This is a genomic window from Aestuariivirga sp. (assembly GCF_046294715.1).
In the GTDB taxonomy this organism is placed as follows: domain Bacteria; phylum Pseudomonadota; class Alphaproteobacteria; order Rhizobiales; family Aestuariivirgaceae; genus Aestuariivirga.
The window spans coordinates 135737-161729 of sequence record NZ_JBKBKI010000004.1; the positions used below are offsets into that span (position 1 = coordinate 135737).

Genomic DNA, 25993 nt, shown 5'->3' on the forward strand with positions numbered 1-25993 from the left:
GGCGAACGACAATGCGGCGGGACGGGTTTTCCCGGCCCGCATGCGTTTCAGGCGCGCCTTGTCTTCGAGAAGGCCTGCCAGGCCAGCCAGAACACGGCGGTGATCGCCGCGTTGACGAACACTCCGGCCGCGGCCGCCTCCCACAGGGAAACGCCAGGCTTCGGCATGGTGGCCGGGATGATGATGGCGACGAAGACAATTCCCGCAAGCAGCGGCACCAGCACACCCGTCTGCTGGCGGGTGCGCTCGGTGGTATAGACGAGGCCCGCCAGCAGGCCGAGGCGGAAGACGTCGGTGAACTGTTCCACCAGCAGCGCGGAGATGTCCATGCGAAGGGTTTCCGTTTGGCTGAGCCTTTCTAGCAAGCCGCGGGCGAAAGACAACCTCCGCCGCCGCGCACTGCGCCGTCGAACTAAGGTCGGTGTTCCGCGACGGGTCCGAGTGTGTTGAACTCCCGCCATGCGGATCGCCCTGATCTCCGACATCCATGCGAACCTGCCTGCGCTCGAGGCCTGCCTCGCCGCGGCGGAGAGGCTGGATGCCGACAGGCTTGCCTTTCTCGGCGACTTCGTGGGCTATGGGCCGGACCCCGAAGCGGTCATCACCCGGGTGAGTCCACTGATCGAAGCGGGCGCCATCGCGGTTCTGGGCAACCACGATCTCGGCGTCCTGAAACCCTCGCGGGACATGAACTCAACAGCCGCGGAAGCCCTGGACTGGACGCGAAGGCAGCTGAGCGAGGCGTCGAAATCCTTCCTGGCGGGGCTGCCCTTCGAGGTTCGCTCCGGCGACGTGCTGTTCGTCCATTCCGAGGCGTCGGACCCTCCGGCCTGGCACTACGTGACGGACGGCGAGGCTGCCCGCGCCAGCCTTTCCGGCTGCAGCGCCATGATCACCTTCTGCGGCCACGTGCACGTGCCCGCCCTCTATTGCCTGTCCGCCACCGGAAAGATCGTCGCGCACCGGCCGGTGCAGGATGTCGCCACGCCGCTTCTGCCGCAGCGCAAGTGGCTTGCCGTTCTCGGTTCGGTGGGGCAGCCGCGCGACGGAAACCCGGCGGCATCCTTCGCCGTCTACGACACGGCCGAGCGCACTCTCACCTATCACCGCGCGCCCTACGACGTCGAAGGCGTGTCGCAGCGCATTCGCGGCATGGGACTGCCGGATTCCCTGGCAGAGCGATTGTTGAAGGGGCGTTGAGTGGTCAAGGGAAGGCTGAACGTTGGAACCGTCATCGACGGCTTCCGCATCGACGAACTCAGGCACACCGGCGGCATGGCGCATCTCTGGGGCGTCACGCGCGAGGAGGACGGAGCCACCTTCCTGATGAAGACGCCGGTGGTCTATGAGGGCGAGGACCCGGCGGCGATCGTCAGCTTCGAAATGGAGCAGATGATCATGCCGCGCCTCAAGGGCCCGCATGTGCCCCGCCACATCGCCAATGGCGACTTCTCGAAACAGCCCTTCATCGTCATGGAGCGGCTCGAGGGCGAAACGTTGCTTCCGGCGCTGAAGCAGCTTCCGCTGCCGCCGGAAAAGGTGGCGGATCTCGGCGCCCGGATCGCCGATGCGCTGCAATCGCTTCACGAGCAGGGCGTCATCCACCTCGACATCAAGCCGTCCAACATCATGTTCCGCCCCGGCGGCGAGGCCGTGCTGATCGATTACGGCCTGGCGCACCACCGGGCCCTCCCCGACCTGATGCAGGAGGAGTTCCGGCTGCCCTATGGCACCGCACCCTACATGGCGCCCGAACAGGTGATGGGCATCCGCAGCGACCCCAGAAGCGATCTCTTCGCACTCGGCGCCCTCATGTATTTCTTCGCCACGGGCACTCGTCCCTTCGGCGATCCCCAGAAGCTGAGGGGCCTGAAGCAGCGGCTGTGGAAGGACCCCGCGCCGCCGCGCAAGCTCAATCCCGCAATTCCGCCCTTGCTCCAGGAAATCGTGCTGCGCTGCCTCGAGGTGAAGGCGGGCCGAAGACACCCCAGCGCAGCACAGCTTGCGCACGATCTGCGCCACCCCCAACAGGTGCCGCTCACCGCGCGGGCGGAAAAGATGGAAAGGGACGGCTTCTTCGCGGCCTTGCGGCGCAAGGGCGAGTCGCCGATGAGCCTGATCGACCTGCCCCCTCCGCGCGAGGCGGAGGCCTCCGATGCGCCGATCGTGGCGGTGGCCCTGAACCTGGACGACATGGCGCCGGACCTTGCCGACAAGCTGCGCCGCACCGCGCTCCGCATCCTCGAGCGTTCGCCCGAGGCGCGGCTGGCGGTGCTGAACGTGCTGAAGCTGAACCGCATCGCGCTCGACCAGACTCTGGACGAGGAGGGCAACAACAAGCACGTCCAGCGCCTCGTCGGGCTGAAGGACTGGGCCCGGCCACTGAACCTCGAGCAGGGTCGCATCACGTTTCACGTGCTCGAGGCAATCGATCCCGCCGAGACGATCCTCGACTATGCGCGGGTCAACAACGTCGATCACATCCTGATGGGCGCGCGCGCCAATTCGACCATGCGCAAGATCCTGGGCAGCGTCTCGGCCAAGGTGGCGGCCGAGGCTCCCTGCACGGTGACGGTGGTGCGAAACCGCAGCGTCGCCGGGTGATCACGGCGCGCCGGCGTCCTGCTCATGAGGCGACGGACAGCGGCTTGGCCGAAAAGCGAATCGAGAAGCGCGTGCCATTTTCGCTCTCGTAGGAGAAGTCGTTCCCGAGCTGCTGGGCGAAGGCGCGGATCAGCCGGCTGCCCATGCCGCTCTCGCTGCCGTTCGGCGTGAAGCCGCGGCCATTGTCGCGAATGACGAGTTCGGCGCGGTCGGAGGAAAGTGCTGCCAGTTCCACCGTGATGCGGCCGTCGGCACGGCCCGGGAAGGCGTGCTTCATGGCATTGCTGATCACCTCGTTGACGATCAACCCCAAGGGCTGGGCCAGGTCGCGGTCGATCGAGACGGCAGTGAGATCGGTTGCGATGTCGACATTCCCCGAGCTCGTCTTGTGGATCGAGTCGACCAGGCTCAGCAGGTATTCGCGGAGGTCGACGTCGCTGTACTGGTCCGAGCGGTAGGCTTGCTCGTGCAGCGCGCTCATCGCCGCGATGCGCGCCGTCATGGCGGACTTCGCCTCTTCCGATATCGGTTGCAGCTTCAGGAGCGATGCGACGCTCTGCAGGTTGTTCTTGGTGCGATGGTGGATTTCCCGCATCAGCAGATTGTTGCGCTCCACCGCGGCGGCGAGGCTGGCGCGCATCTTCTCGTCGCGCTGCAGCAGCCGCACCACCCAGATCGAGAGCAGGCCCAGGCCGAGCAGGATGGGAATAAGGAAGAGGACCAGCTGCTGCATCTGCTCATAAAGCCTGTTGAGTGCGAAACTCCGGGTGGTCGAGGAGATCGCCACGAGCGGCGCGTTGGGCACCTTGCGATACCCCACGATGCGGGTTTCGCCGTCGACGGGAGAAACGGCGTCGTAGACGCCGCTCGACTGCGACTTGAGGTAATCCGTGAACAGGACGTAACTGGCGAGGTTCACCGGCTTGTCGATCGGCGGGTGGCGGGCAACCTGCCAGCCATCGTCGCGCAGCAGGCCTACGGTCGAGCCGGGTCCGAGTTCCAGCGAGCGCCACACCACCGACATCACCTCGACGGGAAATTTCACCACTGCAGCGCCGATCAGCTTCTGACCGCGCTCGATGCGGCGGGCGATGAGGAACACCTTCTCGCCGGTGCCCCGCTCCTCGAGCAGGGCTGAGACATACCAGGGGCGCTTGGCAGTCAGCTCGGACATGGTGAGGCCGGCAGCGTGATCGAGCGGCGAGCCCTTGCCGCCTTCGCTGTAGAGAAGCCGGCCCTGGGGATCGACCAGGGAAACGGTGACACCCTTTGGCATGTGGCGCAGGTGAAGCCTGAGCTCCTCGCTGGCGCCCGCCCGGACCGTATTGGCGTCCTCGCCGATCAGATGGTCCACCTCGTCCATGATCAGCAATCCGGCGGCGGTCAGCCATTCGACATGGGTCGCCACAACCTGCGAGGCCGAGGCCACCCTCTCTCGCGCCCGCTCGATGGCGCTGTCATAGCTCTTCCACGCAAAGAGGATGACGGCCGACACCAGTACGAAAAGCAGGGCGAGGGCGATGGAAAGCACGGCCCAAGCGGCCGGAAGCCGCTTCCGGGGCGCAGTTGACACCAGCATCTTCTCTCCCTGCTCCACTGGTCCCGTGCCGCGTCGCACCAGTGCACCGAATGTCGTTGGAGTGGACATAAGGGTCAAGGCCGGCATGTGCACTAGTGCTCAGTCCGGGAGCAAAAAAAGAAAGAGCCGGAAATCGTTCCGGCTCTCATCGGCAGATCTTTCGCGTCAGGCGATCAGTCGGTGGCCTTTTCGGCCGCGGCGACGGTCAGTCCCATCGCCTTCTGCTTTTCGGCGATGCGGGCCGACTTGCCCGTGCGGCCGCGCAGGTAGTAGAGCTTGGCGCGGCGAACCTTGCCGCGGCGCACAACCTTGATCGAGTCGATCATGGGCGAATAGACCGGAAACACACGCTCCACACCCTCGCCATAGGACATCTTGCGGACGGTGAAGTTCTCGTTGAGGCCGCCGCCGGAACGGGCGATGCACACGCCCTCATAGGCCTGCACGCGCGAACGGTCGCCTTCCTTGACCTTCACATTGACGATGACGGTGTCGCCCGGGCCGAATTCCGGCACGGCGCGCTGGGCGGCCACGACTTGGGCCTGCTCTTTCTCGAGCTGAGCGATGATATCCATTGACTGTCTTCCTTAAAGGGATGCGGGCCTATACCCCCAACCCGGTTCAAAATCAAATCTTTCCCGACTCGTGGGCGCGCCACAGGTCGGGACGTCTCGCACGTGTCAGGGCCTCCCGCATCCCGCGCTTCCACCGGGCAATCGCCTTGTGATCGCCCGAGAGGAGAACCTCAGGAATTTCAACGCCTTCCCAGACGTTGGGCTTGGTGTAGTGCGGATGTTCGAGGAGGCCGTCCTCGAAGCTCTCCTCATCGGCCGAGGCCTGCTTCCCCATGACGCCCGGCAGCAGCCTGACGATGGCATCGAGCAGCACGATCGCCGCCGGCTCGCCGCCCGAGAGCACATAGTCGCCGAGGGAGATCTCGCGCAGCCCGCGGCGCTCGATCACCCGCTCGTCCACGCCCTCGAAGCGGCCGCAGACGACGAGGCAGCCGGGGCCTGCCGCCAGTTCCCGCACCAGCCGCTGCGTGAGCGGCTCGCCGCGCGGGCTCATCAGCAGCCGGGGTCCATCGCGGGGCGCGGCGTCGATCGCCGCCGCCAGAACGTCAGGCTTCAGCACCATGCCCGCCCCGCCGCCCGCCGGATGGTCGTCCACCGTGCGGTGCCGGTCGGTGGCGGAAGCGCGGATGTCGCGCGCCTCGAGCGACCAGATGCCCTGTTCCAGCGCGCGACCGGCAAGCGAGCAGCCCAGCGGCCCCGGAAACATCTCCGGGAAGAGAGTGAGCACGGTCGCCCGGAAACTCATGCCTTCTCCTCCACGTCGAGGAAGCCCTCCGGCAGATCGACCACGACCTTCCCGCCCTCCGCCGCCAGAACATATTGTGCGGCGAAGGGGATCAGCACGGTGCCGTCGCGGCCGGCGAGCTTCACGTCGATCAGGTCGCCCGCGCCATAATCGGCCACGTCCACGATCTCGCCCAACAGGGTGCCGTCGGCGAGAAGCACCGGAAGCCCCAGGAGATCATGGACATAGACCTCGTCCTCCGCCGGCTGGGGCAGGCGCTCGCGCGGCACGAAGAGCTCGGTTCCCTTGAGCGCCTCCGCGGCGTTGCGGTCGGAGACGCCTTTCAGCACGGCGATGAAGCCGTCCTTCTGCGGCCTGAGCCTCACGATCTCCACCGTGACGCCCCTCGAGGTCTCGAGCGGCGAGTAGCCGGCAATGGCGTCGGGTTCGGCGGTGAAGCTCCGCAGCTTCACCTCCCCCCTGATGCCATGCGCACCGGTGATGGCGCCGACCAGTACCCAATCGCGTTTCATGGCCTTGCCTTTCCCTTCTCCCGCCGGCGCAGCCGATGGGAGAAGGTGCCCCAAGGGCGGATGAGGGCTCCTTCCAGCGGAACGAGGCGCGCTGAGAGGTGCTCATCCCTCGCTTCGTGCCACCTTCTCTCATTGCTTCGCAACGGGAGAAGGGAAGAGATCAGCCGTTGGCGGCTGCCGCGGCGGCCTTTTCGCGCTCCTGGCGCTTCTTGCCGGGAAGCGCCTTGTTCGGGTTGTTGCGGGCATCGCGCTTGGCAAGGCCTGCCTTGTCGAGGAAGCGCAGCACCCGGTCGGTGGCCTGGGCACCCTTCTTTAGCCATGCGGCGGCCTTCTCCGCATCGATCTTCACGCGGTTGGCGTCGTCCTTCTTGAGCATGGGGTTGTAGGCACCCACGATGTCGATGAACTTTCCGTCACGCGGGGCGGCCGCGTCGGCGATCACGATATGGTAGTAGGGGCGCTTCTTGGTGCCCGCACGCGCGAGCCTCATCTTCACGGCCATGGTCTGTCTCCTTTGATATCCGTGTTCCGATTGATTCACTTCTTCTTGCCGGGGAGGCCCGGCAAACCCTTGAAGGGCGATCCGCCGCCCAAGCCCGGCAATCCGCCCAGCCCCGGAAGCTTGCCGCCGCCGAGGCCAGGAAGCCCCGGCATCTGCGGAAGCGATCCGCCTTTCATCATGTCCTTCAGCTCTTCGGGCAGGGCACCGGGATCGAGCTTCGCGAGCTCTTCCTGCATGCGCTCGAGCTCAGCCGCGTCGGGCGCACCCTTGCCGCCCATCATCTTGCCGAACAGGCCCTTGCCCTGGCCCATCTGCTTCATCATGCCGGCCATCTGCAGGTGCATCTTGAGGAGGCGGTTCACCTCCTCGACCTTGGTGCCCGAGCCCGCGGCGACGCGCTTCTTGCGCCTGGCGTCCATCACCTTGGGGTTCCGGCGCTCATAGGGCGTCATCGAGCCGATGATGGCCATCTGCCGCTTCAGCACCTTGTTGTCCAGGTCGAGGCCTTCCATCTGCTTCTTGATCTTGCCCATGCCGGGCAGCAGGTTCATCACGCCGCCCATGCCGCCGAGCTTCTGCAGCTGCTTCAGCTGGTCGGCGAGGTCGTCCAGATCGAAGGCGCCCTTCTTCATGCGCTCGGCGATCTTGCGGGCCTTGTCCTGGTCGATGTTGAGGGCGGCCTTCTCGACCAGCGAGACGACGTCGCCCATGCCCAGGATGCGGCCGGCGATGCGCTCGGGGTGGAAGTCCTCCAGCCCGTCGAGCTTTTCGCCCGTGCCCATCAGCTTGATGGGCTTGCCCGTCACGGCGCGCATGGAAAGTGCCGCACCGCCGCGGCCGTCACCGTCGATGCGGGTCAGCACGATGCCGGTGACGCCGATCTTTTCGTCGAAGGAGCGGGCGAGGTTCACGGCATCCTGGCCGGTGAGCGCGTCGGCCACCAGCAGCGTCTCGTTGGGCTTTGCGATGTCGCGCACCGCGGCGGCCTCGGCGAGGAGTTCCTCGTCGATGTGAAGGCGGCCGGCGGTATCGAGCATGACGATGTCGTAGCCGCCCTTGCGTGCCTCCGACATGGCACGCCGCGCGATCTCGACGGGCTGCTGGCCCGGCACGATGGGCAGCGTGTCGACCCTGACCTGCCTGCCGAGAATGGCGAGCTGCTCCTGTGCGGCCGGGCGGCGGGTGTCGAGCGAGGCCATCAGAACGCGGCGCTTGTCGCGCTCGGTGAGGCGCCTCGCGATCTTGGCCGTGGTCGTTGTCTTGCCGGAGCCCTGCAGGCCCACCATGAGGATGGCGACGGGCGGCGAGGCGCGGAGGTTGAGCGAAGCGCCCTCGGACCCGCCCAGGGTTTCGACCAGCGCATCATGGACGATCTTCACCACCATCTGGCCGGGCCTGACCGATTTCACGATCTCGGCGCCCACCGCCTTCTCGCGGATCTTGTCGGTGAAGGTGCGGACCACCTCGAGCGCCACGTCCGCCTCGAGCAGTGCCCGGCGGACCTCGCGCAGCGCCTCCTCGACATCCGCCTCGGAGAGCGCACCCCGTCCGGTGATCTTGTCGAGGATGCCCGAGAGGCGGTCGCTCAGTGTGTCAAACATGTTCCATTCCCTTGGCCCAAAAGCGTTTCGCACCCGGGGGCGAAACTCGCTGCCGGATGTTGGCTGCCTCACCTCCCGGGAATGTCGATAACCCCATGTGTGAGACCGCCTGAAGACGTTCAAGCCGTCATGTGATGGGGCGGACATAGGGGAAAGGCGCGGAGAAGTCAAATTTCCAGGAGGGCCGAAACGCTGTAGCCTCCGGCGCGTTAGTGTCCGTCCAGAGCAAGGAGCCGCCATGCGATCCGAACAGACGCCCGACATCGAACTCGCCGTCTCGACCGAGCAGGTCTGCTTCATCATCACCAAGGCCCGCCAGTTCGAGGTGAAGGACCTGCCCACCGTGCCGGACCCCGGCTCGAACGATAGCGACGACCGCATGGTGAGCGTGCTCGAGGCGCGTGCCGGCGACCCCGTGGCGCAGGAGATCCGCGCCTTCGTCGATGCCATGGACGAGGACCAGCAGATCGACCTGGTGACGCTCGCCTGGGTGGGACGCGGCGACTATGATATCGGCGAGTGGCAGGAGGCCCGCGAGCAGGCCGCGGCGGCCCACAACGACCGGACGGCGGACTATCTCCTGGGCCTGCCTCTCCTCTCCGAATTCCTGGAGGATGCCCTGTCCGACTGCGGCAGGAGCTGCGAGGACGAGGAGGTGGGGCGTCTCTAGCCAAACGACCGGCCTAGCAATCCAATGGGCTTTTCCCATATAAGGCCGGTCATGTCAGAGGCTCCGCCCCTCCCTTTCCGCAAGATGAACGGGCTCGGAAACGATTTCGTCGTTTTCGACGCGCGCCGCCGTCCCATCGCCATGGACGAGGCGCGGGCCCGCGCCATCGCGGACCGCAGGACGGGCATCGGCTGCGACCAGCTGATCGTGCTCGAACCCTCGACGAGGGCCGACGTCACCATGCGCATCTGGAACAACGAGGGTTCCGAGGTCGAGTCCTGCGGCAATGCCACGCGCTGCGTGGCCGACATCCTGTTCGGCGAGAAGAAGGCGACCCGCGCCACCATCGACACCAAGGGCGGTTTCCTGGTGGCGGAGAAGGGCGGCGACAAGCTCGTCACCGTCGACATGGGCGCTCCCCGCTTCGGCTGGCAGGACATTCCGCTTTCGGAGAAGTTCCACGATACGAGGCATATCGAGCTCTCCGTGGGGCCGATCGAGAAGCCGCTCATCCATTCGCCCTCCGTGGTCAACGTCGGCAATCCGCATTGCATCTTCTGGGTCAAGGACCTCGACGTCGTCGACCTCGGCAAGGTCGGGCCCATGCTCGAGCACCACCCGCTCTTTCCGAATCGCGCCAACATCACGCTCGCCCGCGTCGATGCAAAGGACCATGCGGTGATCCGGGTGTGGGAACGCGGCGCCGGCCTCACCCGGGCCTGCGGCACGGCGGCATGCGCCGTCATGGCGGCAGGCCACCGGCTCCGCAAGTTCGGCAGCAAGGCGCGCGTCACACTGCCCGGCGGCGATCTCCTGCTCGAGATCCGCGAGAGCGACGGGCACATCATCATGACCGGCCCCGTGGCCTATGAATTCGACGGCGTGCTGCCGCCGCATCTCGAGGGGTGACGCGCATGGCCGGGCCCAAATTCGTCACCTTCGGATGCCGCCTCAACACCTACGAGACCGAGGTGATGCGCAACCACGCCGAGAAGGCGGGAGCTTCCGACACCATCGTCTTCAACACCTGCGCGGTGACGGCGGAGGCGACACGCCAGGCGCGGCAGGCGATCCGCCGCGCGAGAGCCGAAAACCCTCAGGCCGAGATCGTGGTCACCGGCTGTGCCGCCCAGACCGAGCCTGACATGTTCGCGAGAATGCCGGAAGTCTCGCGTGTCATCGGCAACGAGGAGAAGCTCAGGGCCGAAAGCTGGCAGAGGGGTTCGACCGAGCGCGTGGCGGTCTCCGACATCATGTCGGTCAAGACGGCGAAGCCGCAACTCATCGACGGGCTGAAGGAGCGCACCCGCGCCTTCGTGCAGGTGCAGAACGGCTGCGACCATCGCTGCACCTTCTGCATCATCCCCTTCGGGCGGGGCAATTCGCGCTCGCTTTCGGCGCAGGACGTCGTCGAACAGGTGCGCCGTCTCGTCGCCTCCGGCTACTCGGAAGTCGTGCTCACCGGCGTCGATCTCACCTCCTGGGGAGGCGATCTCGATGGCGCGCCGAAGCTCGGCAGCCTCGCCTCGCGGATCCTGAAGACCGTGCCCGACCTGAAACGGCTCCGCCTCTCCTCGATCGACTCGATCGAGGCCGACCCGGAGCTCATGGACGTGATTGCAGGCGAGGAGAGGCTGATGCCCCACATCCACCTCTCGCTGCAGTCCGGCGACAACATGATCCTGAAGCGCATGAAGCGGCGGCATGCCCGCGAGGACTCGATTGCCTTCTGCGCGGAGCTTAGCGCCAGGCGGCCGGGCATCGTTTTCGGGGCCGACATCATTGCGGGCTTCCCGACCGAGACGGAGGAGATGTTCGAGAACTCGCTGCGGATCGTCGACGAGTGCGGGCTCACCTATCTCCACGTCTTCCCGTTCTCGCCCCGCCCGGGAACGCCAGCCGCCCGCATGCCGCAGCTCGACAAGCATGTGGTGAAGGAACGCGCAGGCCTGCTCCGCGAAAAGGGCGAGCGGCGGCTCGACGCCTTCCTCGCTTCGGAGATCGGCGCCACCAGGCAGGTGCTGGTCGAGACCGAGGCCATGGGCCGCACCGAGCACTTCGCGCAGGTGAGGTTCGAAAGCCGCATGGCGCCGGGCGCCATCGTCACGGCCCGTGTCACCGGCCGCGGGCCTTCCCATCTCGAGGCAAGGCTCGCTGCATGAGTTTCTTCAAGAAGCTGTTCAACCGGGTCGCCGGCAAGCCGGAGCCGGAGGTGGAAGCGGCTCCGCCACCCGCTCCTGCCGAGGAGATGGCTCCGGCCACCGAGGCCGGGCCCCGTCCCGAAGCCGCAGCCGCGCTTGAACCTCAACACGAGCCGGAGCCCGCGCCAGAGCCACTGCCCGAACCCGAAACCGAGCCCGTCGCCGCGAATATCCCCGCTCCGGCACCGCTCCCGTCGGGCGAGCCGTCGCGCGGCTGGTTCTCGCGGCTGAGCGAGGGGCTCTCGAAGTCCTCGCGCTCGATCACAGGCTCCATCACCTCGATCTTCACCAAGAAGAAGCTCGACAGGGCGACGCTCCAGGATCTCGAGGACGTGCTTCTCCAGGCCGATCTCGGCCTTCCCATGGCGGAACGCATCGTTAACGCCGTGTCCGCGGGCCGTTACGACAGGGAGATCGACCCCGAGGAGGTGAAGCGCATTCTCGCCACCGAGGTTTCGAGGGTGCTGAAACCCGTGGAGGTACCCTTCACCTTCGGGGCGGAGAAGCCCTACATCATCCTGGTCGTGGGGGTGAACGGCGCGGGCAAGACCACCACCATCGGCAAGCTCGGCGCGATCGCGCGGGGCGAGGGCTACAGGGTGATGTTCGCCGCCTGCGACACGTTCCGCGCCGCGGCGATCGAGCAGCTGAATGTCTGGGGCAGCCGCATCGGTGCGAGGGTCATGTCGCGCCCGACGGGGGCGGATGCCTCGGGGCTCGCCTTCGACGCCATCCGGGAAGCGAAGGAGGACGGCACCGACATCCTGTTCATCGACACGGCCGGCCGTCTCCAGAACAAGCAGTATCTCATGGACGAGCTCGACAAGATCGTGCGCGTCATCAAGAAGCAGGACGAGGCCGCACCCCACGCCGTGCTGCTCGTGCTCGACGCGACGACGGGCCAGAACGCCACGGCGCAGGCAGAGATCTTCACCAAGGTGGCGGGCGTCACGGGCCTCATCATGACCAAGCTCGACGGCACGGCGCGGGGCGGCATCCTCGTCGCCATCGCCGAGAAGTACAAGCTGCCCGTCCACGCCATTGGCGTCGGCGAGCGGATCGAGGACCTGCAACCTTTCGATGCCGATGGCTTCGCGCGCGCCATCGCCGGACTGGGGGAGACATGAGCTTCACGTCGAGCCCGAAGATGGGGCAGGGCACCAAGCTGCTGATCGAGATGGGTCCGCTCGCCGCCTTCTTCATCGCCAACTGGCAGGCCGGAATCTTCTGGGGCACCGGCATCTTCATGCTGGCCACCGCCGTGGCCCTCTCGGTTTCCTGGGCGCTCACCCGCAAGATCGCGATGGTGCCGCTCGTCTCCGCCGTTTTCGTGGCGCTGTTCGGGGCGCTCACGCTGTGGCTCCACAGCGAGCTCTTCATCAAGGTGAAGGTGACGCTCATCAACGCACTGTTCGGCGCGGTGCTGCTGGGCGGCGTGGCCATGGGCCGCAGCTATCTGAAGCTCGTCATGGGCGAGGCGGTGAAGCTCACGGAAGAGGCCTGGCGCACGCTGTCGCTGCGCTGGGGCGTGTTCTTCTTCGCCATGGCCGGCCTGAACGAGGTGGTCTGGCGCAATTTCTCGACCGACGCCTGGGTGAACTTCAAGGTTTTCGGCCTGCTCCCCCTGACGCTCGTCTTCGCGCTTGCCAATGCGCCCTATATGGCACGCCACATGAGCGAGGACGAGAAGGCCGACGCCTAGAGGGGCTTCGGGTCTCCGTATTCGCCCGGCGGGTTGGAGAAGGGCGCGAAATCGGCCGAACCCTCGACGCTCCGGTATTGCTCGAGCGCCCACCTGACGGATGGAAAGGCTAGCTCCTCCCACGGGATCTCGTCCCAGCCGGCAAGCATCACCTCAAGGCTTTCGGGGCCTGCCGAAAAGTCATTCCCGCCCAGGTGCGCGAGATACATGATCTGCACCTGGGCAATGCGCGGGATGGTGTAGACGGCGAGAAGGCGGTCGATGACGATCGCGGCATTCGCCTCCTCGCGGGCCTCGCGCATGGCCGCCTGTTCTGCCGTTTCGCCGAGTTCCATGAAGCCCGCGGGCAGAGTCCAGAAGCCGATGCGCGGTTCGATGGCGCGCCGGCAGAGCAGGATGCGGCCGACATGCCGCACGATCGAGCCCGTCACGATCTTGGGGTTCACGTAGTTCACGAAGCCGCAGGTGGCGCAGACGTCGCGCTCATGCGTGTCGCCATGGGGCACCTCGCGCCTGAAATCGACTGGCTGAGTCTTACTGTTCATCGCTTGTCAAGTGTTGAAATCTGTATGCGGATCATCTTAACTCCGTCCGGGGCAAAGAGCATCTACCGAATTTCCACGCCGCTTTTTGCTTGCAGCGCAAAATCCGAGCCGCTAGTTGTGCGCGGCTCCGCTGGGGGGAAGTTCCTCACGCTGTCGAGCAGAAGGCGGGCCGGACACGGCCAACGATTTTCGCAGGAACCCGCCATCACACGAGCGGGCATGCGGGCAGGAGAAGGGGCGTATGACAACCACGAAGGACGTGAAGCAGTTCTCGCGTTCACCATCGCACCTGTTGAAGCGGGCGGCGCAATACTCGAACCTCATCTACATGGGAGAGGTCGGCAAGTCCGGCCTCACGCACAGGCAGTTCACCGTTCTCCTCGCGGTGGACGCCAATGACGGGAAGAGCCAGACCGAACTCGTGAAGCTCACCGGCATCGACCGTTCGACGCTGGCCGATCTGGTGGCGCGGCTGCTCGCCCAAGGCTATCTGCAGCGGAAGCGCACCAAGGACGATGGCCGCACCAACGCCATCCGCATCACGGCGGTGGGCAAGAAGATGCTGAAGATGGCCCAGCCGGGTGCGGAGGAGGTGGACAAGCAGCTGCTCTCCCTCATCCCCGCGCCGGACCGCAAGCTGTTCCTCGACAATCTGGCCGTGCTGGCGGCCGAGATGGACCGCGCGGAGGAAAAGGAACCGGCCAAGCCCGCCCGCAAGATCAAGACGCGCAAGCGCGCCTGAGACTTCATCTCTTGCGGCGAATTCCGCTCAGCCGCCCGGCGGCGGCAGCGGCGCCTTGGCCTTCTCGATCTCCGGCAAGAGAACGCCGCTGATCGAATCCGGGCTCAGGGGGCCGATGTGCTTGAAGCGGATCAGCCCCGCCCCGTCCACCACGAAGGTTTCGGGCACGCCATAAACGCCCCAGTCCACGGCGGCGCGGCCGTCGCGGTCGGCGCCCACGGCGGCGAAGGGCTGGCCCAGCGTTCCGAGGAAGCGGCGGGCATTCTCCGGCTCGTCCTTGTAGTTGATGCCGGCGAGGACGATGTCGCCGCGGCGGGCAAGCTCCATCAGCAGCGGGTGCTCGATCCGGCAGGGCGCGCACCAGGAGGCCCAGACATTGACGACCGTCACCTTGCCCTGCTTCAGCTGGGCCGTCTCGAGGCCCGGCACGCCGAGCCCCTCGACGGGCGGAAGGGTGAAATCGGGAACCGGCTTGCCGATGAGGGCCGAGGGAATCTTTGAGGGCTCGCCCGATAGGCCTTTCCAGAACATGGCGGCGAGCCCGGCGAAGACGATCACCGGGAGGAGCACCAGCCACAGCCGGCGGCGGGGAGCCTGGCTTTCGGAGGCGCTCATGCGCCGGGCCTCTTGCGCTGCCTCTCGAGCCGCTCGGCTTCGGCGCGCAGCTGCCGGTCGCGCAGCAGCACATAGGCGATGAGGCCGAGGAGGAACACCGCGGTGAGCGCATAGGAGGCGATGATGAAGCCCATGTGGTTGGCAGATAAATCCATCAGCGCTCCCCGATCTCGGCGATGTGGATCTGGCGGATCTTGCGGGCCGCGATCTCGGCGCGGATCGACACCAGGTGAAGGGCGAGGAACAGGAAGCTGTAGGCCAGCCCCATGACGAGCAGCGGCCACAGCATGGGGCCGGCGATGGTGGGGCCGTCCATGCGGAACACGCTCGCCGGCTGGTGCAGCGAGTTCCACCAGTCCACCGAGAACTTCACGATCGGGATGTTCACGAAGCCGACGAGGGCCACGATGCGGGTAACCAGGGCTGCGCGGTGCGGCTCCTCGACCGCCGCCCACACGCCCATGTAGCCCACATAAAGCAGCATCAGCACGAACATGGATGTGAGGCGGGCGTCCCACACCCACCAGGCACCCCACATGGGCTTGCCCCAGAGCGATCCCGTGGCAAGCGAGAGGAAGCAGAACACCGCGCCGATGGGTGCCGCCGTCTTGGCGGCGACATCGGCCAGGGGGTGGCGGAAGATCACCGCCACGGCACTCGCCAGCGCCATCACCGTGTAGACGAACAGCGCCATCCAGGCGGCGGGCACGTGGATGTACATGATCCGCACCGTCTCGCCCTGCTGGTAGTCGGGCGGCGACGTGACGAGGGCGCCGTAAAGCCCAACCGCGAAAAGGGCGATGGTGATCGCCCAGGCATAGGGCAACACCGCATTGGCGAGCTTCAGGAAACGGGTCGGGTTCGCGAGGTACTGCATGGGGCCTATCTAGTGCGGCTTTCTCACCGGAGATAGGACCTCAGTGCCGCAGCCGAGGCAAGGGGAGAGAGGACGAGGCTCACCAGCGCGATGGCGGCAAGGATCAGCAGGGAGGCCATTGTGAGGCCCGGGGCGGCTCCGGCGTCGGAGGCCGAAAGCCCGAAGATCAGCACCGGAACGTAGAGCGGCAGCACGAGGATCGAAACGAGGAGGCCTCCCCGCCGCAACCCCACCGTCACCGCCGCGCCGATGGCGGCGAGCAGAGAAAGCGCAATGGAGCCCAGCATCATGGAGACGGCGAGCGGCAGGATCGCTTCCGGCTCGAGGTTGACGAGGAAACCCAGCAGCGGGGCGGCGAGTGCGAGCGGCAGGCTGGTCGAGAGCCAGTGGGCGAGGGACTTGGCGAGCGCCACGAGTTCGAAGGGCACCGGCCCCATGGTCATGAGGTCGAGCGAGCCGTCCTCGTAATCCTGCTGGAAGATGCGGTCGGCCGAGAGCAGCACCGAGAGGAGAAGCGAAATCCACAGGGCGCCGGGCGCGATGCGGGCGAGCAGCGCCTGGTCCGGCCCGATGCCGATGGGAAGCAGCACGACCACGGTGAGGAAGAAGCCGAGTGCCGTGCCGACACCACCGCCCTGGCGGAAGCTCAGCCTGAGATCGCGGCGCACGAGCGCGAGCACCAGCTTCACGCGATCTCTCCCATGTCGAGGCGGCAATCGGGATCGCGGCCGAGCGGCACATGGGTGGCGGCGATGATCATGCCGCCCTTCTCGAGCTGGTCTGCCATCACCTTTTCCAGGCGCGCGAGCGAGGCGGTGTCGAGTCCCACCGTCGGCTCGTCGAGGAGCCACAGCGCGCGCGGCACCAGAACGAGCCGGGCGAGTGCCAGGCGGCGCTTCTGGCCGGCCGAGAGGAGGCCCGCGGGGTAGGAGGACAGACGGGTGAGGTCGAAGGCGGCGAGCGCCTCGCTGACGTCGCCGCCGCCGAGAAAGTCGCGCCAGAAGCCCAGGTTCTCCTCGACGCTCAAGGCGCCTTTCACCGCTTCCTGGTGAGCGACGTAATGCGCCTGCTGGCCGATGGCGAGGTCCTTCTCGCCGCCATCGAGCGCGATGCTGCCGGTTTCCGCCTCGTTCAGCCCGGCGATGAGGCGAAGGAGCGACGACTTGCCCGAGCCGTTGGGCCCGGTGAGCTGCATCAGCTCGCCCGATGCGAGCGACAGCGAGACATTGCGGAACACGATCCGTCCGCCCCGTTCGCAGGTCAGGTCCTTCGCCGTCAGCCGCATGTCTCTTGTTGCAGAAAAGACGATGCCCGCGTCAAGCGCGGGCATCGGTTCGGGTCGCAAAAAGAAAGCGCTCGCCTCACATCATGTACTGGCCGCCATTGGCGGACAGCGTCGAGCCGGTGATGAAGCCCGCCTCGTCGGAGGCGAGGAAGACGACCGCACGGGCGATCTCCTCGGGCTCGCCCAGCCGGCCCACCGGGATCAGCGGCAGGATGCGCTTCTCGAGCACGTCCTGGGCGATGGCCTTGACCATCTCGGTGGCGATGTAGCCCGGGCAGATGGCGTTGACGGTGATGCCCTTGGCCGCACCCTCCTGGGCCAGGGCCTTGACGAAGCCGATGTCGCCCGCCTTGGCGGCGGAATAGTTGGCCTGGCCCATCTGCCCCTTCTGGCCGTTGATCGAGGAGATGCAGATCACGCGGCCGAAATTGCGGTCGCGCATGCCGCTCCAGATGGGCTGCGTCATGTTGAAGAGGGAGTTGAGGTTGGTGTTGATCACCTCGTTCCACTGCTGCGGCGTCATCTTGTGGAACATGGCGTCGCGCGTGATGCCGGCATTGTTGACCAGCACCTCGACGGGACCGAGATCCGCCTCCACCTGCTTGAGGCCCGCGGCACAGGCCTCGTAGCTGGAGACGTCCCACTTGTAGACGGGAATGCCCGTCTCGGCCTTGAACTTCGCCGCCGCCTCGTCGTTGCCGGCATAGTTGGCGGCCACCTTGTAGCCCGCCGCCTTGAGCGCCTTGGAAATCGCCGCCCCGATGCCGCGGCTGCCGCCCGTCACCACTGCTACCCGTCCCATTCGTCTCTCCTCTTGATTATGTTCGCGTCCCCTCCCCGGGGGGAGGGGACACCGTGATCTTCAGGGTTCCTCAGCGCTCCACGCACAGGGCGACGCCCATGCCGCCGCCGATGCAGAGCGTGGCAAGGCCCTTCTTCGCGTCGCGGCGGCCCATCTCGAAGAGCAGCGTGTTGAGCACGCGCGCGCCCGAGGCGCCGATGGGGTGGCCGATGGCGATGGCGCCGCCATTGACGTTCACGATGTCGGGGTTCCAGCCCATGTCCTTGTTGACCGCACAGGCCTGCGCCGCGAAGGCCTCGTTGGCCTCCACGAGGTCGAGGTCGTCGACCTTCCATCCGGCCTTCTTCAGCGCGGCGCGCGAGGCGGGAATGGGCCCCGTGCCCATGATCGCCGGATCGACGCCCACGCTCGCCCAGGAGGCAATGCGGGCGAGCGGCGTCAGGCCGCGGCGTGAGGCCTCCTCCTCGCTCATCAGGATCACCACGGCGGCGCCGTCGTTGATGCCGGAGGCGTTGGCGGCGGTCACCGAGCCGTCCTTGGCGAAGGCGGGCTTCAGCTTGGCGACCGAGTCCATCGTGACGCCCTTCTTGATGTACTCGTCCTGGTCCACCGTCACGTCGCCCTTGCGGGTGGAGATGGTCACGGGCGCGATCTCGTCCTTGAACTTGCCGGCGGCCTGGGCGGCCTCCGCCTTGTTCTGGCTCTTCACCGCGAACTCGTCCTGCATGTCGCGGGTGATCTGCCACTGGCGGGCCACGTTCTCGGCGGTCGTTCCCATGTGATAGCCGTTGAAGGCGTCCCACAGCCCGTCCTTGATCATGGTGTCGACCAGCGACCAATCGCCCATCTTCACGCCCTCGCGCAGATAGGCCACGTGGGGCGCGCGGCTCATGCTCTCCTGGCCGCCGGCGGCCACGACCTTGGCGTCGCCGGTCAGGATCTGCTGCATGCCGAGCGCCACGGCGCGAAGCCCCGAACCGCAGAGCTGGTTCATGCCCCAGGCGGGGGTCTCATTCGGGATGCCGGCGTTGATCGAGGCCTGGCGGGCGGGGTTCTGGCCCTGGCCGGCGGTGAGGATCTGGCCCATGATCACCTCGTCCACCTCCCCGCCCTCGACCTTGGCGCGCTCCATGGCGGCCTTGAGCGCCACGGTGCCGAGGTAGGAGGCCGGCACGCCGGACAAAGTGCCGTTGAACGACCCCACCGGCGTGCGCGCCGCCGAGACGATGACAACCCCATTCTGCGATCCGGCCATGACATGCCTCCTTGCTGATTTTGACTGGCTTATGCCCTCATTATCATCTTTTGTGCAATGCGACATAGGTCTTGATCGGGCCGCTGGCGAAAATTTTTGCGCTTGCAATTGTGCAGTGCGGAGAGCAATGCTCGGGGCTCAGGAGAGCCCATAATTCCCGCCAAAAGGGAGGGCTCGGAGGCCGGGAGTCGAGGAGGAAGCCGGTGAGTGAAGAGAAGGCTCAGCCCCAGGGCGCCGTGGTCATCAAGAAATACGCCAACCGGCGCCTCTACAACACGTCCACCAGCACCTACGTGACGCTCGACGACCTCGCCACCATGGTGAAGGGAGGCACCGATTTCCTCGTCTATGACGCCAAGACCGGCGAGGACATCACCCGCTCGGTGCTGACCCAGATCATCTTCGAGGAAGAGAACAAGGGCACCAACCTGCTGCCCATCAATTTCCTCCGCCAACTCATCCGCTTCTACGGCGATTCCATGCAGGCCTTCGTGCCCGGTTTCCTCGAATTCTCGCTCGAGAACCTCGGCAAGGAGCAGGAGAAGTTCCGCAGCCAGATGATGGAGGCTTGGGGGGCCGATCCCTTCAAGGCCATGCAGGACCAGGCGCAGCGGAACATGGCCATGTTTAGCGATGCCATGAAGGTCTTCAATCCGTTCGCCGCGGCGATGAGCGGGGCCGTGCCGGGTGCTCCGCCTCCCCCGAAGGGGCAGCCGCAGCAGCCGCAGAACGGCTCGGCCGCGCCCGCCAAGGACGATCTTCAGGCTCTGAAGGATCAGCTTGCTGCAATGCAGCAGAAGCTGGACACGCTCAGCAACGACAAGTAGGCGGAAGCCGCCTCAGCCGACGCGGCGGAAGGCGGTGTCGCTCACCAGGTCGGCGAAGCTCGGCTCGCCCACTGTTTCAGGCCCGGTTTCCGGCGCCGACGGCCTGCTGAACGCGCCGTCCAGCGCGGCGATGGCGCGGCGGAGCGCGGCGAGGTCTCCCTCCAGCATCCGCTCGTAGCGTTCCACCGTCTCCTGGGCGGGCGGCGGGGGGAAGAGTTCTTCGTTCTCCTCCTCCTCCGCAAGCCGCGCGGCACTGGCTTCGGCCAGTTCGAAAAGCTCCTTGTCCATGTCGTCCTCCTCCGGCCTGGCCGGTTGATCGAAAGGCATCTGGCCCAGCGTGAAGGGCATGGCCGACGCCGGGTCCGCCGCCTGCCAGGGCGTCTCGAGGCTTGCCGCGCCGAAGAGATTGCCCTGCATCATGTCGACCCCCCAGTCGCGGAGCAGCGCGGCATCGGCCTCGCTTTCCACCCACTCGGCCACCGTCTTCAGCCCGAAGGTGTGGCCGAGCTCGATGAGCGACTTCACGAAATACTGGTGGTCCGGCGTCTCCGCGAGATGGCTGCAGAAGGTGCCGTCGAGCTTCAGCATGTCCACGGCGAGTGCACGCAGGTTGCGGAAGGAGGTGTAGCCGGCGCCGAAATCGTCGATGGCGACGCTGCAGCCGAGGCCCCGCAGCCGCTCGACGAAGCGGATCGTCTCGCTGAGGTCGCCGAGTGCCACCGTTTCGGTGATCTCGACGATGAGCCGGTCGGCGATGCCGGGCTGGGCGGCGATGAGGTCGATGATCTGGCCGTGCCAGCGCGGATCGGTCGCCGTGGTGCCGGAGAGGTTCAGCGAGAGGCGCGCGCCGGGATGCCGCGCGAGGGTCGCCACCGCCATCTGCACCACCGCCCGGTCGATCAGGCGGACGAGCCCCAGCTTCTCGGCGATGGGGATCAGGTGGCCCGCCGACACGGTGGCGCCCGTTGGGCCGGTCATGCGGAGCAGCGCCTCGTGGAAGAGGGGTTTGCCGGTCCTGGCGCAGACAACCGGCTGGAAGGCCAGGCGGAATCGTTCCTCGCGCAGGCAGCGCACGATCTCCGAGGCGCTCTCGGCGTTCAGCGCGCGCGCCGCCGAACGCTCCGGTGACGGCCGGTAGATGACGATCCCGTCCGAGGGCAGCTTGCGGGCCTCCGCCAGCGCCTCCTCGGCCCGGGCGACAGCCAGGTTCGGGTCTTCCGCCTGGGCGGGAAGCACCAGCGCGCCCATCGAGAGCAAGGCCCAGACCGGGCCGCGGGCCGTCTCGATCACGCTGTCGCGGGCGACCGAGAGGAAGCGCTCGGCGGCGACGGCGAGGTCCTCCTCGCTGCAGCGGTTGAGGATGATGCCGAACTTGGAGCCGGGAATGGCGGGCGATCGCATCGCCGGCGCGCACCACGCGCTTCAGCCGCTGGCCCATCTTGACCAGCACCTCGTCGGCCACCTCGAAGCCATAGGCTTCCTTGACCACGGCAAGGTTGTTGATGGCGGCGATCACCAGCGCGCAGCTTGCGCCGTCGCGGCGGGAGGCAGCGAGCGCGCCGCCCAGCGCCTCCATCATCCGCCCGCGGTTCATCATGCCGGTCAATGGGTCGCAATGGCCCATGAAGCTCAGCTGCTGGTCGCGCATGTGGCGCTCGTCAATGCGGCGGAGCGTGCCCAGCACATGGGCCGGCCTGCCGTCGGCCCCGGCATACCAGCGGCCGAGGTCCTCGAGCCACAGGCTGCCACGGGCGTCGCGGCCACCCGGGCGGAAGCGGTACTCGATCTGGAAGGGAACGCCGCTTCCCGTGTCGACGAGGGTGCCGCGCATCACCGTGTCATAGCGGCTGGTCACGTTCTGCGGGTCGAGATGCGAGGCGAAGAGCCGCCCCGTCTCGAGCGCGGCGGCGGTGACGCCCAGAACCGCCGCGGCATTGGGTGACCACTCGATCGCGTCGGTGGCGATGGTCCAGCGATAGGCAGCAAGGCCCGAAGCGGCAAGCGCCTCGCGGAGCGTCTCGTCCGTCCCCCCAGGGGGGCCGTTCAGCACGGCGTCGTTCGGGTCCCTCAAGCGGCCTCCGGGCAATCCTCAGGCGCGAACCGGGCGGCAGGCCGCCTGATTCGTCTCACGGTAGAATCCTACTCTAAAGACGGAGGTCGAAAGCAATCCTTAACGCGGCATCAATAGCCGAGGGCGAAACCATCCTTGCGCGGGTCGGAGCCGCCCACCAGCATGCCCTTGTCCCGGTCGATCACGATGGCCTGCCCGCCGCCCAGCGGCTCCGGCGGCGTATCCAGCTCATGGCCCTTCGCCGCGAGGCCGCGGCGCACGTCTTCCGGCACGCCGCTCTCGCACAGCACCTTTCCGGCCTTGGGGAAGTAGCGCGGGAAGTCGATCGCCTCCTGCGGATCCATGCCGTAGACGTACCGGTTCACCGCCACCGTCATGTGGCCCATGGGCTGGTAATCGCCCCCCATCACCCCGTAGCTCATGTCGATGAGGCCGTCCTTCCTCACCATGGCGGGGATGATGGTGTGGAGCGGGCGCTTGCCGGGCCCGATGCAGTTGGGATGCGAGGGATCGGTGAGGAAGCAGGCGCCGCGGTTCTGCAGCGCGATCCCCGTCTTCTGCGTCACGACGCAGGAACCGAACCCGTAATAGACGGAATTGATGAAGGAAACGGCGAGCCGCTTCTCGTCGACGACCGTGAGATAGATGGTGTCGGAGTTGCGCATGGCGGTGTCGATGTCGAGCGCCCGGCTCATGTCGATCATGGCGGCGAGCTTCGCCGCCGTCCTCTGCGAAAGCAGCTCGTCGACGGGAACCTCCGCGAAGTCGGGGTCGGCGATGTGGCGGTTCCTCAGCTCCCAGGCGATTTTCATCGCCTCGATCTCCAGGTGATGGCGCTCGACCGAGTCCGGCGCATGGCGCGAGAGGCCGAACTGCGACAGGATGTTGAGCGCGATCAGCGCCGTGAGGCCCTGGCCGGAGGGTGGGATCTCGAGGATCTCGCGGCCCATGAAGTCGGTCGAAATCGGTTTCACCCAATTCGACTGATGGGCGGCGAAATCCTCCAGCGTGAGGAGCGAGCCCTTGGCCCTGACGGTTGCCACCATGTCTTCTGCGATCTCGCCGCGGTAGAAGGCGTCCTTCCCGTCGCGGGCGATGAGCTTCATGGCATGGGCCAGGGCCGGATAGGCCATCGTCTCGCCGACGGCGGGCGTTCTCCCGTCCTTTAGGTAATGCATGCGGCCGCCTTCGTCCGCCGCGAGGTCCGGCGTGTCTTCCGGCCAGTCGAAGGCGACGCGTGGCGTGACGGGCACACCCTCCTCGGCGAGCCGGATCGCAGGCTTCAGCGCCTCGGCAAGGTCCATCGTGCCATGACGCCGGAGCAGTTCGTCCCAGCCGTCGATGGCGCCCGGCACGGTGATGGCGTGGATCGAGCGCGGGGCGATGGCGGTGAGGCCTGAGGACTTGAGCCAGCCGGCATTGGCCGCCATGGGCGCCCGGCCGCTGGCATTGAGCCCGGTCACCTTGCCATCGGGCGTGCCGACGAGGGCGAAGCAGTCGCCGCCGATGCCCGTCATGGCGGGCTCCACCACGCACAGCACGGCCGAGGCGACCACCGCCGCGTCCGCCGCGTTGCCGCCCGCCCGGAGCGTGTCGACGGCGGCCAGCGTGGCGAGGGGGGCGGAGGTGGCGGCCATGCCCCGCGCGCCATAGGCTGCGGAACGGCCGGGACGGTCAAAGCTGCGCATGATCGAAAATCCTGACAGGGTGGCGGAGAGGGGCGGGCTTCCCGGGCGATCTGGACAAAAACTCCGAGAAACGTCGCAAAAGGGATCGCATGCGGCGGGGCCATGTTGCAAGAAGCATCGACCCGCATGGCAGCCTTTCGGCGGCGGCATGCCCGCCCCCGGGAGCCCGGCCGCGCTTGGCCAAAGGATGCTATCGACAATTCCCGCCGGTAATGTGATTTTACTGCCGGGAAAAATCTCCACTCCACGCAAGGGACCACGGAATGGCTACGGTGAAGAGCGATATCGAAATTGCCCGCGAGGCGAAGATGAAACCGATCATGGAGATCGGCAAGGGCCTCGGCATCCCCGAGAAGGACCTGATTCCCTATGGCCACACCAAGGCGAAGGTGTCGCTCGGCTACATCGACAGCCTGAAATCGAAGCCGGATGGCAAGCTGATCCTCGTCACCGCCATCAACCCGACGCCGGCCGGAGAGGGCAAGACGACCACCACGGTCGGCCTCGGCGACGGCCTGAACCGCATCGGCAAGAAGGCGATGGTGGCGTTGCGCGAGCCCTCGCTCGGCCCCTGCTTCGGCATGAAGGGCGGTGCCGCGGGCGGCGGCTACGCCCAGATCGTGCCCATGGAGGACATCAACCTCCACTTCACCGGCGACTTCCACGCGATCACCTCGGCGCACAACCTGCTGAGCGCCATGATCGACAACCACATCTACTGGGGCAACGAGCTCGGCATCGACACCCGCCGCGTCGCCTGGCGCCGCGTCATGGACATGAACGACCGCGCCTTGCGCGAGATCGTCTGCTCGCTGGGCGGCGTCGCCAACGGCTATCCGCGCGAGGCCGGATTCGACATCACGGTCGCTTCCGAGATCATGGCCATCCTCTGCCTCGCCACCTCGATCGAGGATCTCGAGCGCCGCATCGGCCAGATCGTCATCGGCTACCGGAAGGACAAGTCGGCGGTCCTGGCGAAGGACCTGAAGGCGCCGGGCGCCATGGTGGTGCTGCTCAAGGATGCGCTGCAGCCGAATCTCGTCCAGACGCTCGAGAACAACCCGGCCTTCGTGCATGGCGGCCCCTTCGCCAACATCGCCCATGGCTGCAACTCGGCGATGGCCACCAGAGCGGCGCTGAAGCTCGCCGACTACGTGGTGACGGAAGCGGGCTTCGGGGCCGATCTGGGTGCGGAGAAGTTCTTCGACATCAAGTGCCGAAAGGCGGGCCTCTCGCCCGCCGCGACGGTGATCGTCGCCACGGTGCGCGCCCTCAAGATGCATGGCGGCGCCGCCAAGGACGAGCTCAAGACCGAAAACGTCGAGGTGCTGAAGAAGGGCCTCGCCAACCTCGGCCGGCACATCGAGAACGTGAAGAAGTTCGGCGTGCCGATCGCCGTTGCCATCAACCACTTCATCTCCGACACCGACGCCGAGATCCAGGCGGTGATCGATTACTGCCGCACCCATGGCGTGGAGGCTTTCCGTTGCACCCACTGGGCGGAGGGCGGAAAGGGCACGGAAGCCCTGGCGCAGCACGTGGCGTCGCTGGCCGACAAGGGCTCGGCCCAGTTCAAGCCCATCTATGACGAAGCGCTGCCGCTCGCCGAGAAGGTGCGCACCATCGCCCGCGAGATCTACCGCGCCGACGACATCGTGGCCGACAAGTCGGTGCGGGACCAGCTCAAGGCGTGGGAGGCGGCTGGCTACGGAAAATTCCCGATCTGCATGGCCAAGACGCAGTACTCCTTCTCCACCGACCCGAACCTCAAGGGCGCGCCCATCAACCACGTGGTGCCGATCCGCGAGGTGAGGCTCTCGGCGGGTGCCGAGTTCATCGTGGTCATCTGCGGTGACATCATGACCATGCCGGGACTTCCGAAGGTGCCGTCCGCCGAAGTGATCGGTCTGGACGAGAAGGGCCAGATCGCCGGGCTGTTCTGATCTTCGTTCAATAGTCTTCCCGGAAGGCCCGGAGCCGTTGCTCCGGGCCTTTTCCGTTCCATCTGGCACCGCAGCATCACTGGCCGCAAGGGTGAATGATCCGTTAAGCTATTGTTTTCGAACGAACTCCTACTAGATATGCATTTTTTGCAATGCTCTTTCTGCTGCAGTGCACCTAAATAGGGGCCAGAGCAATTCAAGCCAGGGGAGTTACCCATGTTCGAAGTCCTGAAGTCCCGCTACGCCAGCTGGAAGCGCTATTCCCGCACCGTGAAGGAGCTCGAGGCCCTTTCCAACCGCGAACTCGCCGATCTCGGCATCTCGCGCTCCGACATCATCCGCCTCGCCCGCGAGGCCGCGCGCTGATGAGCTTTTTGCAGGCGGCCCTGCTCCTCCGGCTGGAGCGCCGCCGGAAGCTCGCCGCCTACCGGCGGGCGCGCGCCGAGGCGGAGGCCATGTCCGACTCCGACCTCGCCGACATGGGCCTCAGGCGCTATCAGCTCGGCCATGTCGCACGCTTGCGCGCACTGAGAGGCTGAGCAACGTCCCGACCAATAAGAACCCGCCGGGCCATCCCGGCGGGATTTCCATTTCCGCGCGGCGTCAATGGCGCAAAGGCAACGGGGAGATGGGGCGCGATTTGGCAGCGGAC

The 25993-nt window shown here is 66.5% G+C and carries 29 protein-coding genes and 1 pseudogene; 12 read left to right on the forward strand and 18 right to left on the reverse strand.

Translation table 11 applies throughout. The features are described 5' to 3' along the window. Nucleotides 1-47: 47 nt before the first annotated feature. Nucleotides 48-329 carry a hypothetical protein gene (locus ACK4HL_RS04655; RefSeq protein WP_409756875.1) on the reverse strand — a complete coding sequence of 94 codons (282 nt, stop codon included), beginning with the start codon at nucleotides 327-329 and terminating at the stop codon, nucleotides 48-50. A 130-nt stretch (nucleotides 330-459) separates the two neighbouring features. Between ACK4HL_RS04655 and ACK4HL_RS04660 the strand changes: the two genes are divergently transcribed. Both ACK4HL_RS04660 and ACK4HL_RS04665 read left to right on the forward strand, forming a co-directional pair. After that, nucleotides 460-1200, forward strand: a complete 741-nt coding sequence (locus ACK4HL_RS04660; RefSeq protein ID WP_409756876.1) for a metallophosphoesterase family protein — start codon at nucleotides 460-462, stop codon at nucleotides 1198-1200. Continuing rightward, a complete protein-coding gene (locus ACK4HL_RS04665) occupies nucleotides 1201-2604 on the forward strand; it encodes a protein kinase domain-containing protein (protein ID WP_409756877.1) in 1404 nt (467 codons plus the stop codon). 22 nt (nucleotides 2605-2626) lie between these two features. Here the strand turns inward: ACK4HL_RS04665 and ACK4HL_RS04670 are convergent, their stop codons facing one another. The 6 genes from ACK4HL_RS04670 to ffh all read right to left on the reverse strand — a co-directional run bounded on the left by ACK4HL_RS04670 (nucleotide 2627) and on the right by ffh (nucleotide 8118). After that, nucleotides 2627-4183 (reverse strand): sensor histidine kinase, encoded by a 1557-nt coding sequence (locus tag ACK4HL_RS04670; protein ID WP_409756878.1) that lies wholly within the window; start codon nucleotides 4181-4183, stop codon nucleotides 2627-2629. Nucleotides 4184-4356: 173 nt separating this feature from the next. Further along, nucleotides 4357-4758, reverse strand: a complete 402-nt coding sequence (gene rplS, locus ACK4HL_RS04675) for a 50S ribosomal protein L19 (protein WP_409756879.1) — start codon at nucleotides 4756-4758, stop codon at nucleotides 4357-4359. Between the two features lie 52 nt (nucleotides 4759-4810). Then, nucleotides 4811-5503 (reverse strand): tRNA (guanosine(37)-N1)-methyltransferase TrmD, encoded by a 693-nt coding sequence (gene trmD / locus ACK4HL_RS04680; RefSeq protein ID WP_409756880.1) that lies wholly within the window; start codon nucleotides 5501-5503, stop codon nucleotides 4811-4813. Beyond that, nucleotides 5500-6015, reverse strand: coding sequence for a ribosome maturation factor RimM (gene rimM / locus ACK4HL_RS04685; protein WP_409756881.1), 516 nt, complete (start codon nucleotides 6013-6015; stop codon nucleotides 5500-5502). Before rimM ends, trmD begins: the two co-directional genes overlap by 4 nt. A 160-nt stretch (nucleotides 6016-6175) precedes the next feature. Next, entirely contained in the window at nucleotides 6176-6517 is a 342-nt protein-coding gene (gene rpsP / locus ACK4HL_RS04690; RefSeq protein WP_409756882.1) for a 30S ribosomal protein S16, read from the reverse strand. 35 nt (nucleotides 6518-6552) lie between these two features. Next, nucleotides 6553-8118 (reverse strand): signal recognition particle protein, encoded by a 1566-nt coding sequence (gene ffh, locus ACK4HL_RS04695; RefSeq protein ID WP_409756883.1) that lies wholly within the window; start codon nucleotides 8116-8118, stop codon nucleotides 6553-6555. 238 nt (nucleotides 8119-8356) lie between these two features. Between ffh and ACK4HL_RS04700 the strand changes: the two genes are divergently transcribed. The 5 genes from ACK4HL_RS04700 to ACK4HL_RS04720 are packed head-to-tail and all read left to right on the forward strand — an operon-like array spanning nucleotide 8357 to nucleotide 12691. Further along, the gene (locus tag ACK4HL_RS04700; RefSeq protein WP_409756884.1) at nucleotides 8357-8788 is read left to right on the forward strand and encodes a DUF3775 domain-containing protein; all 432 of its coding nucleotides are present in this window, start codon (nucleotides 8357-8359) and stop codon (nucleotides 8786-8788) included. 51 nt (nucleotides 8789-8839) lie between these two features. Next, nucleotides 8840-9697: a diaminopimelate epimerase gene (gene dapF, locus ACK4HL_RS04705; protein WP_409756885.1), complete on the forward strand. Its 858-nt coding sequence runs from the start codon at nucleotides 8840-8842 to the stop codon at nucleotides 9695-9697. A 5-nt stretch (nucleotides 9698-9702) separates the two neighbouring features. Further along, nucleotides 9703-10950: a tRNA (N(6)-L-threonylcarbamoyladenosine(37)-C(2))-methylthiotransferase MtaB gene (gene mtaB / locus ACK4HL_RS04710; RefSeq protein WP_409756886.1), complete on the forward strand. Its 1248-nt coding sequence runs from the start codon at nucleotides 9703-9705 to the stop codon at nucleotides 10948-10950. Further along, entirely contained in the window at nucleotides 10947-12116 is a 1170-nt protein-coding gene (gene ftsY, locus ACK4HL_RS04715) for a signal recognition particle-docking protein FtsY (protein ID WP_409756887.1), read from the forward strand. Before mtaB ends, ftsY begins: the two co-directional genes overlap by 4 nt. Next, nucleotides 12113-12691, forward strand: a complete 579-nt coding sequence (locus ACK4HL_RS04720; RefSeq protein ID WP_409756888.1) for a septation protein A — start codon at nucleotides 12113-12115, stop codon at nucleotides 12689-12691. Before ftsY ends, ACK4HL_RS04720 begins: the two co-directional genes overlap by 4 nt. Here ACK4HL_RS04720 and ACK4HL_RS04725 read toward each other — a convergent pair. After that, nucleotides 12688-13236 carry an NUDIX domain-containing protein gene (locus ACK4HL_RS04725; protein ID WP_409756889.1) on the reverse strand — a complete coding sequence of 183 codons (549 nt, stop codon included), beginning with the start codon at nucleotides 13234-13236 and terminating at the stop codon, nucleotides 12688-12690. The genes ACK4HL_RS04720 and ACK4HL_RS04725 overlap by 4 nt on opposite strands. A gap of 241 nt (nucleotides 13237-13477) precedes the next feature. Here ACK4HL_RS04725 and ACK4HL_RS04730 point away from each other — a divergent pair, with 241 nt between their 5' ends. Further along, nucleotides 13478-13978, forward strand: a complete 501-nt coding sequence (locus ACK4HL_RS04730; protein WP_409756890.1) for a MarR family winged helix-turn-helix transcriptional regulator — start codon at nucleotides 13478-13480, stop codon at nucleotides 13976-13978. Between the two features lie 27 nt (nucleotides 13979-14005). On the opposite strand, the gene ACK4HL_RS04735 is transcribed toward ACK4HL_RS04730, so the two are convergent. The 7 genes from ACK4HL_RS04735 to ACK4HL_RS04765 all read right to left on the reverse strand — a co-directional run bounded on the left by ACK4HL_RS04735 (nucleotide 14006) and on the right by ACK4HL_RS04765 (nucleotide 18812). After that, nucleotides 14006-14593, reverse strand: a complete 588-nt coding sequence (locus ACK4HL_RS04735; protein WP_409756891.1) for a DsbE family thiol:disulfide interchange protein — start codon at nucleotides 14591-14593, stop codon at nucleotides 14006-14008. Continuing rightward, nucleotides 14590-14748, reverse strand: coding sequence for a heme exporter protein CcmD (gene ccmD, locus ACK4HL_RS04740; protein WP_409756892.1), 159 nt, complete (start codon nucleotides 14746-14748; stop codon nucleotides 14590-14592). Before ccmD ends, ACK4HL_RS04735 begins: the two co-directional genes overlap by 4 nt. After that, nucleotides 14748-15470 carry a heme ABC transporter permease gene (locus tag ACK4HL_RS04745; protein WP_409756893.1) on the reverse strand — a complete coding sequence of 241 codons (723 nt, stop codon included), beginning with the start codon at nucleotides 15468-15470 and terminating at the stop codon, nucleotides 14748-14750. Before ACK4HL_RS04745 ends, ccmD begins: the two co-directional genes overlap by 1 nt. A gap of 23 nt (nucleotides 15471-15493) precedes the next feature. Beyond that, complete coding sequence (gene ccmB / locus ACK4HL_RS04750) at nucleotides 15494-16159, reverse strand: heme exporter protein CcmB (protein ID WP_409756894.1); 666 nt, start codon at nucleotides 16157-16159, stop codon at nucleotides 15494-15496. Continuing rightward, nucleotides 16156-16755: a heme ABC exporter ATP-binding protein CcmA gene (ccmA, locus tag ACK4HL_RS04755; RefSeq protein ID WP_409756895.1), complete on the reverse strand. Its 600-nt coding sequence runs from the start codon at nucleotides 16753-16755 to the stop codon at nucleotides 16156-16158. The genes ccmB and ccmA overlap by 4 nt, the downstream gene beginning before the upstream one ends. A 76-nt stretch (nucleotides 16756-16831) precedes the next feature. Then, nucleotides 16832-17557 carry a beta-ketoacyl-ACP reductase gene (locus ACK4HL_RS04760; RefSeq protein ID WP_409756896.1) on the reverse strand — a complete coding sequence of 242 codons (726 nt, stop codon included), beginning with the start codon at nucleotides 17555-17557 and terminating at the stop codon, nucleotides 16832-16834. A gap of 70 nt (nucleotides 17558-17627) precedes the next feature. Continuing rightward, nucleotides 17628-18812 carry an acetyl-CoA C-acetyltransferase gene (locus tag ACK4HL_RS04765; RefSeq protein WP_409756897.1) on the reverse strand — a complete coding sequence of 395 codons (1185 nt, stop codon included), beginning with the start codon at nucleotides 18810-18812 and terminating at the stop codon, nucleotides 17628-17630. Between the two features lie 203 nt (nucleotides 18813-19015). Here ACK4HL_RS04765 and phaR point away from each other — a divergent pair, with 203 nt between their 5' ends. Continuing rightward, a complete protein-coding gene (gene phaR, locus ACK4HL_RS04770; RefSeq protein WP_409756898.1) occupies nucleotides 19016-19639 on the forward strand; it encodes a polyhydroxyalkanoate synthesis repressor PhaR in 624 nt (207 codons plus the stop codon). Nucleotides 19640-19651: 12 nt separating this feature from the next. Here phaR and ACK4HL_RS04775 read toward each other — a convergent pair whose 3' ends face one another. The 3 genes and pseudogenes from ACK4HL_RS04775 to ggt all read right to left on the reverse strand — a co-directional run bounded on the left by ACK4HL_RS04775 (nucleotide 19652) and on the right by ggt (nucleotide 23398). Then, entirely contained in the window at nucleotides 19652-21040 is a 1389-nt protein-coding gene (locus tag ACK4HL_RS04775; RefSeq protein WP_409756899.1) for an EAL domain-containing protein, read from the reverse strand. Between the two features lie 43 nt (nucleotides 21041-21083). Further along, nucleotides 21084-21470: pseudogene (locus ACK4HL_RS04780) on the reverse strand (GGDEF domain-containing protein); the annotation flags it as partial. A gap of 350 nt (nucleotides 21471-21820) precedes the next feature. Then, nucleotides 21821-23398 (reverse strand): gamma-glutamyltransferase, encoded by a 1578-nt coding sequence (gene ggt, locus ACK4HL_RS04785; RefSeq protein WP_409756900.1) that lies wholly within the window; start codon nucleotides 23396-23398, stop codon nucleotides 21821-21823. Between the two features lie 263 nt (nucleotides 23399-23661). Here ggt and ACK4HL_RS04790 point away from each other — a divergent pair, with 263 nt between their 5' ends. The 3 genes from ACK4HL_RS04790 to ACK4HL_RS04800 all read left to right on the forward strand — a co-directional run bounded on the left by ACK4HL_RS04790 (nucleotide 23662) and on the right by ACK4HL_RS04800 (nucleotide 25880). Beyond that, nucleotides 23662-25341, forward strand: coding sequence for a formate--tetrahydrofolate ligase (locus tag ACK4HL_RS04790; RefSeq protein ID WP_409756901.1), 1680 nt, complete (start codon nucleotides 23662-23664; stop codon nucleotides 25339-25341). A 216-nt stretch (nucleotides 25342-25557) separates the two neighbouring features. Beyond that, nucleotides 25558-25707, forward strand: a complete 150-nt coding sequence (locus tag ACK4HL_RS04795) for a DUF1127 domain-containing protein (protein ID WP_409756902.1) — start codon at nucleotides 25558-25560, stop codon at nucleotides 25705-25707. Further along, the gene (locus tag ACK4HL_RS04800; protein ID WP_409756903.1) at nucleotides 25707-25880 is read left to right on the forward strand and encodes a hypothetical protein; all 174 of its coding nucleotides are present in this window, start codon (nucleotides 25707-25709) and stop codon (nucleotides 25878-25880) included. Before ACK4HL_RS04795 ends, ACK4HL_RS04800 begins: the two co-directional genes overlap by 1 nt. The last annotated feature ends 113 nt before the right edge of the window (nucleotides 25881-25993 follow it).

Coding starts and splice junctions, on each gene's coding strand:
- ftsY (WP_409756887.1), top strand. CDS start 10,947: ATGAGTTTCTTCAAGAAGCTGTTCAACCGGGTCGCCGGCAAGCCGGAG.
- mtaB (WP_409756886.1), top strand. CDS start 9,703: ATGGCCGGGCCCAAATTCGTCACCTTCGGATGCCGCCTCAACACCTAC.
- ACK4HL_RS04720 (WP_409756888.1), top strand. CDS start 12,113: ATGAGCTTCACGTCGAGCCCGAAGATGGGGCAGGGCACCAAGCTGCTG.
- ACK4HL_RS04760 (WP_409756896.1), bottom strand. CDS start 17,557: ATGGGACGGGTAGCAGTGGTGACGGGCGGCAGCCGCGGCATCGGGGCG.
- ACK4HL_RS04775 (WP_409756899.1), bottom strand. CDS start 21,040: ATGCGATCGCCCGCCATTCCCGGCTCCAAGTTCGGCATCATCCTCAAC.
- ACK4HL_RS04765 (WP_409756897.1), bottom strand. CDS start 18,812: ATGGCCGGATCGCAGAATGGGGTTGTCATCGTCTCGGCGGCGCGCACG.
- rpsP (WP_409756882.1), bottom strand. CDS start 6,517: ATGGCCGTGAAGATGAGGCTCGCGCGTGCGGGCACCAAGAAGCGCCCC.
- ACK4HL_RS04790 (WP_409756901.1), top strand. CDS start 23,662: ATGGCTACGGTGAAGAGCGATATCGAAATTGCCCGCGAGGCGAAGATG.
- ACK4HL_RS04655 (WP_409756875.1), bottom strand. CDS start 329: ATGGACATCTCCGCGCTGCTGGTGGAACAGTTCACCGACGTCTTCCGC.
- ACK4HL_RS04735 (WP_409756891.1), bottom strand. CDS start 14,593: ATGAGCGCCTCCGAAAGCCAGGCTCCCCGCCGCCGGCTGTGGCTGGTG.
- ACK4HL_RS04670 (WP_409756878.1), bottom strand. CDS start 4,183: ATGCTGGTGTCAACTGCGCCCCGGAAGCGGCTTCCGGCCGCTTGGGCC.
- ACK4HL_RS04795 (WP_409756902.1), top strand. CDS start 25,558: ATGTTCGAAGTCCTGAAGTCCCGCTACGCCAGCTGGAAGCGCTATTCC.
- ffh (WP_409756883.1), bottom strand. CDS start 8,118: ATGTTTGACACACTGAGCGACCGCCTCTCGGGCATCCTCGACAAGATC.
- trmD (WP_409756880.1), bottom strand. CDS start 5,503: ATGAGTTTCCGGGCGACCGTGCTCACTCTCTTCCCGGAGATGTTTCCG.
- ACK4HL_RS04660 (WP_409756876.1), top strand. CDS start 460: ATGCGGATCGCCCTGATCTCCGACATCCATGCGAACCTGCCTGCGCTC.
- ACK4HL_RS04745 (WP_409756893.1), bottom strand. CDS start 15,470: ATGCAGTACCTCGCGAACCCGACCCGTTTCCTGAAGCTCGCCAATGCG.
- ACK4HL_RS04700 (WP_409756884.1), top strand. CDS start 8,357: ATGCGATCCGAACAGACGCCCGACATCGAACTCGCCGTCTCGACCGAG.
- rplS (WP_409756879.1), bottom strand. CDS start 4,758: ATGGATATCATCGCTCAGCTCGAGAAAGAGCAGGCCCAAGTCGTGGCC.
- ACK4HL_RS04725 (WP_409756889.1), bottom strand. CDS start 13,236: ATGAACAGTAAGACTCAGCCAGTCGATTTCAGGCGCGAGGTGCCCCAT.
- ACK4HL_RS04730 (WP_409756890.1), top strand. CDS start 13,478: ATGACAACCACGAAGGACGTGAAGCAGTTCTCGCGTTCACCATCGCAC.
- dapF (WP_409756885.1), top strand. CDS start 8,840: ATGTCAGAGGCTCCGCCCCTCCCTTTCCGCAAGATGAACGGGCTCGGA.
- ggt (WP_409756900.1), bottom strand. CDS start 23,398: ATGCGCAGCTTTGACCGTCCCGGCCGTTCCGCAGCCTATGGCGCGCGG.
- ccmD (WP_409756892.1), bottom strand. CDS start 14,748: ATGGATTTATCTGCCAACCACATGGGCTTCATCATCGCCTCCTATGCG.
- ACK4HL_RS04800 (WP_409756903.1), top strand. CDS start 25,707: ATGAGCTTTTTGCAGGCGGCCCTGCTCCTCCGGCTGGAGCGCCGCCGG.
- rimM (WP_409756881.1), bottom strand. CDS start 6,015: ATGAAACGCGATTGGGTACTGGTCGGCGCCATCACCGGTGCGCATGGC.
- ccmA (WP_409756895.1), bottom strand. CDS start 16,755: ATGCGGCTGACGGCGAAGGACCTGACCTGCGAACGGGGCGGACGGATC.